The organism is Bacteroidota bacterium (genome assembly GCA_034723125.1).
Lineage (GTDB): Bacteria > Bacteroidota > Bacteroidia > CAILMK01 > JAAYUY01 > JAYEOP01.
On record JAYEOP010000058.1, the window covers coordinates 1 to 10,453 of the forward strand.

7 protein-coding genes are annotated in these 10,453 nt (G+C 31.0%); 1 reads left to right on the forward strand and 6 read right to left on the reverse strand.

Going from position 1 to position 10,453, the window contains the following annotated elements; all coding sequences use genetic code 11:
* From U9R42_01890 to U9R42_01915, 6 genes are all read right to left on the reverse strand, one after another.
* Positions 1-608, reverse strand: a 608-nt coding sequence (locus U9R42_01890) for a SprT-like domain-containing protein (GenBank protein ID MEA3494764.1), incomplete at its 3' end; no start/stop codon positions are given.
* Positions 609-627: 19 nt separating this feature from the next.
* Complete coding sequence (gene hisS / locus U9R42_01895) at positions 628-1,995, reverse strand: histidine--tRNA ligase (protein MEA3494765.1); 1,368 nt, start codon at positions 1,993-1,995, stop codon at positions 628-630.
* 57 nt (positions 1,996-2,052) lie between these two features.
* Positions 2,053-2,619, reverse strand: coding sequence for a D-sedoheptulose 7-phosphate isomerase (gene lpcA / locus U9R42_01900; GenBank protein ID MEA3494766.1), 567 nt, complete (start codon positions 2,617-2,619; stop codon positions 2,053-2,055).
* A gap of 15 nt (positions 2,620-2,634) precedes the next feature.
* Positions 2,635-5,100, reverse strand: coding sequence for a protein-disulfide reductase DsbD family protein (locus tag U9R42_01905; protein MEA3494767.1), 2,466 nt, complete (start codon positions 5,098-5,100; stop codon positions 2,635-2,637).
* 11 nt (positions 5,101-5,111) lie between these two features.
* On the reverse strand, positions 5,112-8,063 hold the full coding sequence (locus U9R42_01910) for an insulinase family protein (protein ID MEA3494768.1): 2,952 nt from the start codon (positions 8,061-8,063) through the stop codon (positions 5,112-5,114).
* Positions 8,064-8,146: 83 nt separating this feature from the next.
* The gene (locus U9R42_01915; protein ID MEA3494769.1) at positions 8,147-9,982 is read right to left on the reverse strand and encodes a T9SS type A sorting domain-containing protein; all 1,836 of its coding nucleotides are present in this window, start codon (positions 9,980-9,982) and stop codon (positions 8,147-8,149) included.
* 66 nt (positions 9,983-10,048) lie between these two features.
* Between U9R42_01915 and U9R42_01920 the strand changes: the two genes are divergently transcribed.
* The coding region (locus U9R42_01920; protein ID MEA3494770.1) for a nucleoside deaminase at positions 10,049-10,453 on the forward strand (405 nt) is incomplete at its 3' end.

The following is a 10,453-nucleotide window of genomic DNA, read 5'->3' on the forward strand; positions in this document are numbered from 1 at the left end:
TCGTCTTCAGCTAATTCTACCTCTGCAAGCGGGCTAAACAAATACACTTTTTTAGTATTCATTTCCACACATTTATATCGTTTTCGTAATTTTTCTCTTTTTACAAAAAGCCTGTTTCCTCTCCACAAAAATTGACTGTCTTCGGGAATATCTTCAAGCAATAATAATTCAGAATTATTGTTATCGTATTTTTTAAATGCTTTTGCTAAAGATAAATCTGCGGTTGTTGAGGCTTTGGGATTTTGCATATATCTTGAAAGTGGCTTTTCAATATCTTTAGGAAATACATTTGCAAGAATCAAGGGTGTCATTAGATTGGTAAAAATATTCTTCCACTCAGCACCATGTGGTTTAGCACTTCTTTTGTAAAGCTCCCATACTTTTAAATGTGCTATTTCGTGAACTAATGTAAGTAAAAAGCTATACTGATTTAAACTGCCTGTAATGTTTATTACGTGCTGTTGTTTTTTGCTTGTTGCCCTAAAAGACCCCAATCTTGTTTGTCTGGCGTTTGTTATTTTTATTAAAATATTTTGTTTTATCAATAATTTCTCAATGTAAGGAAGAGTGTTTTCAGGCAGGTAATTTTGAAGTTTTTCTATGGACATCCAATTCGGCAATTATTATTTATTCTGATTTTAAATCTTCAATAATGTCCCTAAAGCTCAGGTGTTTTTGTTCTCCCGAATGCATGTTTTTAAAAGTATATAACCCAGATTTTATTTCTTCTTCTCCAATTATTACCACATAAGGAATATTTAGTTTGTTTGCATAGGTCATCTGCTTTTTAATTTTTACAGCTTGCGGATATAGCTCTGCAATTATTCCTTCTTTCCTTGCTTTTGCCAATAAAGGGAGACAGTGTTTAGCTTCTTTTTTGCCAAAATTCACAAAAAACAGTTGAGTAGTTTTTGAACTTTCAGGAGGAAATTTATCTAATTCCATCAAAACATCAAATATTCTATCTGCCCCAAAAGAAATTCCAACTCCAGAAACATCAGGCATTCCAAAAATCCCCGTAAGGTCATCATATCGTCCTCCTCCACAAATACTTCCCATTTTCACATCATTTGCAACAACCTCAAAAATACTTCCTGTATAATAGTTCAATCCTCTGGCGAGAGTCATGTCAAGTTCAAAAAGCTCTTTCTCTGTAAAGGTTTTTGTATAACTATATATTTCTTCTACCTCTTCTATTCCTTCTTTTCCAATTTCCGAATCAGCAAGTAGCTCTTTAAGTTCTTTTATTTGTTCAAAAAACTTTGTCTTTTTTGAGGTGATAACTGATTTAATTGTTTGAATTGCTTTTTCAGGAATTGCTTTTGAAGCAAGTTCTTTGCAAACATTTTCTATTCCGATTTTTTCAAATTTATCAATTGCTACGGTTATGTCAATAAATTTATCGCTTGTGTTTGTTATTTCTGCCAGCCCCAATAATATTTTTCTGTTATTTAATTTTGTTGTTATACTTATTCCAAGCTTTTCAAAAACTTCATTTATTATTTGTAACAACTCAACTTCATTGAGCAAGGAATCACTTCCAATAACATCAACATCACATTGATAAAATTCTCTGTAACGTCCTCTTTGAGGCTTATCTGCTCTCCAAACGGGCTGGATTTGGTATCTCTTAAATGGAAAAATAATTTCGTTTCTATTTTGAACAACATAACGTGCAAAAGGAACCGTTAAATCAAATCGCAATCCTTTTTCAGAAATTTTTGCCGACAGTTTGTTGAGGTCTTTTTTATGATAATCATCATCTCTAACTTTTGATAAAAAATCCCCTGAGTTCAGTATTTTAAAAAGTAATTTATCACCCTCATCACCATATTTGCCAAGCAATGTAGATAAATTTTCCATCGCTGGTGTTTCTATTGGCATGTAAGCATATTTTTGAAATACTGATTTAATAGTATCAAAAACATAGTTTCTTTTTACCATTTCTTCAGGTAAAAAATCTCTTGTTCCTTTTGGTATTGATGGCTTTTCCATTTATTTAGTAAATTTAAAAAATACAAAAATCAAATTTCAGGATTATTCTTTTAGCTGTTAAATATTTTTCTCGATATAATCTATTAAAACATGAATTACTTTTATATGAATTTCCTGTGCTCTATCTGAATATTCTGATTTTGGTGCACGAATTTCAATATCACACAAGCCCGCCATTTTACCTCCTGTTTTAGCTGTCAATCCTATAACTTTTAATCCTTTTTCTTTAGAAACATTAATCGCATTAATTACATTTTGAGAATTTCCACTTGTGCTAATGGCAAGCAAAACATCTCCTTTATTTCCAAGAGCTTCAATACTTCTTGAAAAAATCTTATCGTAACCAAAATCGTTTGCCACACAACTAATGTGAGTAGGATCTGCAATAGCAATTGCCGGTAATGCTTTTCTTTTCTTTCTATAATTTCCTGTTAATTCTTCGGCAAAGTGCATAGCATCAGACATTGAACCACCGTTTCCGCATGAGAAAATTTTATTCCCGTTGTTTATGGCTTCAACCATAATATTGCCTGCCTTCTGAATTTTTTCAATATTGGATTCATCCGACAGAAATGTATTTAAAACTTTTTGTGCTTCAACTAAATGCTCTTTTATCCTTTGCATAATTTTTTATTTTTGCTAAAGCTCAGGATGACGAGCTTTAAAGTTTTTTAATCCTTCATCAAGAAACTCAACAAAAGCATCAACATCTTTATCATGTCCTCTTGGTGTAGCAAGAACAGTTTTTCCATCGGTATCAAGGAGAATATAATTAGGCTGAGAGTTTGATTCAAATTGAGTTATTTGAATATCAGCATTCCTTTTGCCAATTGATTTCATTAATTTCCCATTATACCTTGAAGGTTCCCATTCTTCTTTAGGAAGTTTTGTTTTGTCGTCAACATAAAGAGCCATAACCACCCAATCACTTTTTAAACGTTTTAAAACCGCATCATTAACCCAAACACTTTGTTCCATTTCACGACAGTTTACACATCCATGACCTGTAAAATCAATGAAGAGAGGCTTTCCCTGTTCTTTTGCACAAGCTAATCCTTGGTCAAAATCAAAATAACCTTCAAGCCCGTGTGGAAGATGTAAAATATCATTGTACTTTGGTTCGGTACAAAGAGTTTTATTGTCATCATTAAGACTAATCTTTTCAGCGGATAATCCTTTTGTGTATCCTCTAACGATAGAATTAAGATCAAAGCTATGCGATTCCTGAGGAGGTAAATATCCAGACATTCCTTTTAAGGGAGCTCCAACAAGCCCCGGTATCAAATAAACCACAAAGGTAAAAGATAAAATTGCCATTGTAAGCCTTGGTACGCTAACAAAAGGCAAATCACTATCGTGAGCAAATTTTAATTTCCCTAAAAGGTAAAAACCAAGAAGAGCAAAAATCACAATCCAAAAAGCAATATAAACTTCTCTAGGCAAAATTCCCCAGTGATAAGTTTGGTCGGCAACCATTAAGAATTTTAAAGCTAAGGCAAGTTCTATAAAACCGAATACAACTTTTACAGAATTTAACCAGCCACCTGATTTTGGTAGGTTTCCAAGTTTTGATGGGAAAAAAGCAAAAAATCCAAAAGGAAGAGCAAAAGCAAGTGAAAAGCCAAGCATTCCGATTATTGGTTTTATAACTTCTCCCCGTGCGGCTTCAACAAGTATTAATCCTACAATGGGAACTGTACATGAAAAAGAAACAAGCACTAAAGTAAATGCCATAAAAAATGCACCGAAATATCCTCCTTTGTCAGCTTGCTTATCAGATTTGTTAATCATCCAGCTTGGCAAAGTAATTTCAAACAGCCCAAAAAACGAAGCTGCAAAAATCAGGAATATTAGGGTAAAGAAAATATTTGGTATCCAGTGAGTACTAAGCCAATTGATAAAGTCGGGACCTAAAGTAGCTGAAACTACTAATCCGAAAGCCGTATAAATTCCAATTATCGAAAGACTAAAAAACAAAGCTTGTGATTTTGCCTTACTTTTTTTATCACTGCTGTGCATAAAAAAGCTTACAGTCATTGGTATCATAGGAAATACGCAAGGCATTACGATAGCTGCAAGACCTCCAAGAAAAGCAAGTATGAAAAACATTAATAATGTTTTTTCTCCTGTTGTTGCAAGATCAGCTTCCTCATCTTTTTCACCAATTTGAAAATCTTCTGTTAAAGATACGCATTGGTTTTCGTTGCAGACCATATAATCAAAAGAACCTGAAATACTTTGGTTTTTTTTGTCAAGTTTTATTACTTGAGTAAAAACAACTTTGTCGCTAAAATAACTTACTGGCATTTCAAAAGTTGAATCATAAATATCTTCTTTTTCCCCACTTTCAATAATAGAATCTATTAATTCAATATTCTGATTTTCATCAAAAAATAATTTTGACGCTTTGGGTCCTCCCTCATCAACATAGGCAGAATAAAGATGCCATCCTTCTCCAATTTCTGCGGTAATAATAAGTTCTGCCCTTTTTTTACTTATCTTTTTTAGTTCAAAACTCCACTTAACAGGGTCAAGTATTTTTTGCTGGTGTTGTTGAACTTGGCTATTACCAATATCAAAACTCATTGCATCATCAGCTTCTTCGCTTTCTGCAACTTCAGTACTTTCCTCTTCATAACTTACTGCAAAGCTAAAATCAGCACTTAAGGGGTATTTACATGCTTTATCATCACAAATTTGATATTCGGTAAAAGCTTTTATTTCCTTAATCGCTTTAAGTGTTTTTATCTTTTGAACAAAAACAGCCTTATCTGTAAAATATGCTGTTTCCATATCAAATAATTTTTCAAATACTACATGGGCTTTACTTACTTCTTTTATGCCTCCAATAAGTTCGTAAGTATTGTTTTTTTCAAACTCAAAATATATAGGATTAGGACCTATTTTTGTCGGATCATCCGATTTGTTATTCAACGAATATAAATGCCAACCCATGTCAATTTTAGCATTCATATATAAATCATATTCGTTTGTTGCGATTTTTTTTACTTCAAAATCCCACTTTACCTCATTAGTAATTTGTGCTGTTAATTGGAATACAAATGAAAGAATAAAAATCAATGATAAATAATATGTTTTTTTCATTTTCAAATAAATTAATGATTAAAGTGGTCTGTTTTTTTAGTATTGTCAATAACTACAATGTTTTTAAAGCCTGAATTAGTAAGTTCTTTTTTTAGTTTATCTTCATTCCCTACAACAATGATTTTGTAGTTTTCACTATTTAAGTTTGCATCAGCAAATTTTCTAAATGCATTCTTCCATGTCCATTTCACTTTCTTTCTTTGTTTATTAAAAAATTCATCAGGATATTCAGAAATAATTGAATTATAAACAAACTCCGATTTTTGTGAATTTTCTTCATAAGAAGTAAAACCATTATATAAATATTGGTTCTTCAATGCTCTATAAATTTTCCCTTGTATTTTATTTTCTCCGAAATAATCTAATTCAGAAATAACAGAATTGATGCTTTTTGCAACATTCCCTTCATTTGAGTTAAAAGACAAATAATAGCTTTTGTTCTTTTTTCTCATAAAATCTCCTTGTAAAAAATTAGCTTTATTTTCAAAATCACCCTTTCTGCCGATTATATAATTAAGTAAATTTCCTTTAACAGCTTCTTCAAAATTCTGATAAGGAATATCCATATATTTAATAATAACTTTTGGTGTTTTAATATTATCATTTTTCACAATAAATATCGGATTACCAGTTATCACTTCTTTTTCATTTTGTTTTTCCTCAACATCCTCAGGGTTATTCACATAACCAGCATCAGGCATTTCAAAATTCGGCTTAAACCATTGTCTAAAGTTTTCCAAAAAGTCCATAAGTTGTGCTTCATCAACATTTCCTGAAATAACAAGTATTGAATTTTCGGGAGAAATTAGTGCAGGAATAGATTCTGCAATAAAACCTGTCATAATTTTCAAAGGATCTTCTCCACCTAGCACTTCTCTTGATAAAGTACAAGAATCTGTAATTTGTGGATATGCAAGAATTCTTTTTGAAGAGACATTAGCATTCGCTGTATTTAATCTATTGAAAGCACTCTCCGGATTAATTACCGAATTACCACTTTCCCTTAATAACTCATTAAAGAACTCTCTTGTAAGCATTATGTCTTGATTGAGTGTACTAAGAGATAAAACAACTCCAAAGTCACTAGTATAAACGTCCATGTTGTTAGATATTTCACTAAAAGGAATATCTTGTTCGCCAAATTGATTATACTTCTTTCTTTCAATAAAATATTCTTTTACTACTTCCGTTGAAAGATAGTTTTGGAATGGATCATCAAATTTTTTGGTGTTTATGTACAAACTAATGTTCAGCATTTCACCGTCATTAGTTTTTGCTGTTATTATTCTCAATCCGTTTTGATATGTTGAAAGGTTATAACTAGGAGTATTTCTCTTGGATACCTTTTTTATTTTTGGAGAATCTTTTTCTTGAGATTTTTGCTGGATGGATTTTAAATCTTTCTCATCAATATGCTCAATAATAGTTTGTAAATTATGATGAGTAAAATTATTTTTACCTGCAACAAGTTCTTTCTTTTTAAAAGGTACTACGCTTATAATTACTTTTGGTTTATCAATGATATAATCGCTAACAACTCTCATTAACATATCCGGATTTATCATTCTCGTTTTTTCAAGATCCTTATTTAAAAAGCCCGGATTATTTTTATAAAGTTCATATTCAGTAAGTTTTTCAGCTTTTGCTTTTGTTAGTTCTAATGACTTAAGTTTTTGAAATTTATAATTATTCATGTATGAAAATAAATCATCATATACTTCCCATTGAAGTCTTTTTTGTATTTGCATACGTTTTTTTTCAATCGCTTCAATTTCTTCAGGTTTTAATTCCTTTTTTTCATCAACTCCGGCAAGTGGGTCAAAAGATGAAGCAATAGCCTTTACTACAACATCTTTAATCACAGAAAGGGATGTATCTCCATTAGCTTCCACCTCAATAATAAGTTCACCTGAATGCATGTATGATTTATGAACAACATTAAAGCTTTTTGCAAGTCGGGATACAAGAAGTTGCTCATAAAGAACCGATTTTCTTTCGTTTAAGGATTTAGCAAGATAATCGAAATACAGCTGGTAGTCATTATATTTTTCAACTGTCGGGTAAACAATTTTTAACACAGGATTTTCAACATCATATTCATAAGAATAGTATCTGTCTTTAAATAATGAAGATGCATCATTCATATAAATTCTGCTAATATTATGTTCAATTGCATTTGTGCTGTTTTTAGCTTTCGCAAAACCACCGAAATAATTATTTACAAGCTTAAGTACATCATCATTTTCAATATCTCCTGAAATTGTAAGAATAGCATTGTTTGGTCCGTACCAGTCTAAAAAGAATTTTTTTAAATCGTTTAATTTAATATTATTTAAGTGTTCAACTTTTCCAAATAAAGGCCATGAATAAGGATGGCTGTAAGGATATAAAGTTTCTTCTAATTTTGTAATATTTGGTCCTAATTTATTATTATTAAGACTATCAACAACAAATTGAATTAATTCTTCTTTTGTTTTAAAAAAAATTTCTTCCGAAATTGCATCTGTAAAAAATCCCATTCTATCAGATTCCATCCAAAGGATAGTTTCTAACAAACTACTTGGAGCTGTTGTAGCAAGTGTTGTTCTATCTTTTTCAAAATAAATATTACTTTCTCCTCCATAATTTCTAATGGTTTTTTCAAACTCTCCGCTTTCCACATTTTTTGAACCTTGATTAAATAAATTCGCAATAATATATGTAATGCCGGTTCGGTCTGCATAGTTGGTTGAAGAACCTATTCTGTAAGTCAAATTTACACTTACCACAGGGTCTGAGTGATCCTCGTTTATAATGAGTGTTAGTCCATTATCAAATTGATATTTTGAATAAGGAATTGATACATCCATCATTCCACCTTCTTTTTTATCAGTTGTTGATTTATCTGTTTCTATCAACTTATATTGCGAAAATGCATTGCTAATCAATAGAAATGATAAAATAAATAGTCCTAGTTTTTTCATTGTGTTTCTTTGTTTTATTACTTTTAAATTTTAAAGATGTCTTTTGTTTCAATTATTATTCCAAAATTATTTTGAGATTTTTGTCAATTAACCACTGAAAATCTTTGAGTACAATAGCCAAAATTTGTTATCATTACAATAAAATATTCTCCGTTTTTTAAATCCGAAATATTAATATTGTTCTCATAAGTTCCTGCGTTTTTATTTCCTTTTTCTATCTCCTTTACAATTTTTCCTGTTTTTTCAAAAACTGCAAATTTAACATTTGCTTTGTAATTTAAGGAATAGCGGATGATAACATTACTTTTTGCAGGATTCGGGAAGGGTTTAAAAAGTTTTATCCCACTACTAACATTTGTAATTGTTTGTATCTCAGATGTTTTTGAGATTTTTATTTTTGCAACATAAATATCAAGATCTCCATTTCCTTTTCTACCATCTGCCCAAATAGGAAATGCCATTGAGCCGGAAGCAACTACTTGATTGTATTCTCCTATTCCAAATGTATAATTTTTATATCTTACAGTTTGAAAATTCGTGGAAGTTCCTGAAATTCTGCTTTGTGGTGAAAAACTTAATCCTCCATCAAATGAATGTGAAATACAATAATTTACAACTTTATTTTCTGTTTTTGTAGGAGAATATTTTGAATCATACCAACATGCCGTTATAACTCCTTTTTGATTTACAAATATTGTAGAATAAAATTGGTCACGTGGATTTTGAGACATTGTGTCATTTATAACAATTGCTTTACTCCAACTATTTCCTCCATCAATAGAGCGACAAAAATAAATATCTGCTCCTGAAGTTTTCTTTGACGAAATTCCAACAGCAGTAAAAGTCAAATACAAATTGTTTTCATTTGTCGAATTGGAATTATCAGAAGTAATTTGTGTTGCCGGAAACAACCTGTCTTTATATATTCCTGAAATAGATGAAGGCATAATAAAGTCAGTGATTTTATTGGGAGAACTAAAAGTATTTCCTCCGTCTTTTGAAACAGAATGCCAAACAGAATTCATGCTTGAGCAATACGTTAGATGAACATATCCATTGTTGTCAACTGTTATTCCTGCAAAATGTAAATTACTACCGGAACTAATTACTACAGAATTTGAATCAAAATAGTTGTTGTCTGCTTTTTTCCTTTTTACAACGATATTAATTCCATTAACAGTGCTAACCTTTAAATAGGCAACATAAAGGTTGTTTTTGTAAGCTGAATTTGATTTATCACAAACCATCCATTGCTTATCTGCTACTTCATCAAAATCAAAATATGGAGAAATAAATCCTTTTGAAAGTTCTATTTTGTCATTTGCAGAATAATTCCAGCTTGCTCCGCCATCATTAGAAAATGCCCAATTTAAAGCCCAAAAAACAGTGTCTCCATGGTTTTTTTTGTAGTACAAATGAATCCATGAAAAATATAATTTACCATCAGCATCAAAAGCAAGAACAGGATCACCACCTCCAACAATTGTTGAGTCAGCATCTTTTGGCTTTAAAATACTTGTGCTTTTATTCCAGCTATCACCAAAATCCTTAGTAAAATAAACAGGAAGCTCGGGCTTGAGTCTTAAAGTTTGGGCATCTATCACTAATTTTATAGGACTAAGAACGATGTTGTTGCTGTCTGTAGGATTAATAACTGCATGAACTTCCGACTCGGGAGTAGTTGATGTTGCAACTGCTGTTTCGTTTTCCTGATTTAAAACTAAAGTTTGTTGTCTTAGTGTTTTAATAGATTTTGTATTCTCTTCAAATCTTAGCTTTTCTTTTAAAATGTCATTGATTTTATCCTTTCTCAATTGCTGTTGTTTGTTGTTTTGTGAAAACAAAAGTAGTGGTACAATTAGCAGTGTAGCTAAAATCACTTTTATTTTCCAAGCAAAACTTATTAGTTTTAATTTCATTTTCAGACATTTCTACAAAAAGGCAAATTTAGTTCTATCTTTGCTAATTCAGAAATAATTAAGCAAATGTTAGAAAATATCTATTCGGATGAATACTTTATGAAAAAAGCTTTTGAGGAAGCTCAATTAGCTTTTGAAAATGATGAAGTTCCTGTTGGTGCTGTGGTGGTAAACAATAATCAAATTATTGGCAAAGGACACAATCAGGTAGAGATGTTAAACGATGTAACAGCCCATGCAGAAATACTTGCATTAACTGCAGCAAGTAATTTTTTCGGCTCAAAATATTTAGAAAATTGCAAAATTTATGTTACACTTGAGCCATGTGCAATGTGTGCCACAGCAATTAGTTCAGCACAAATTTCTGAAATTATTTATGGAGCAACAGACCCCAAAAAAGGTTTTTCATTGTTTCTGCCATCACTAATAAATTCTAAAATAATAGTTAAAAAAGGAATTTATGAGGAGAAA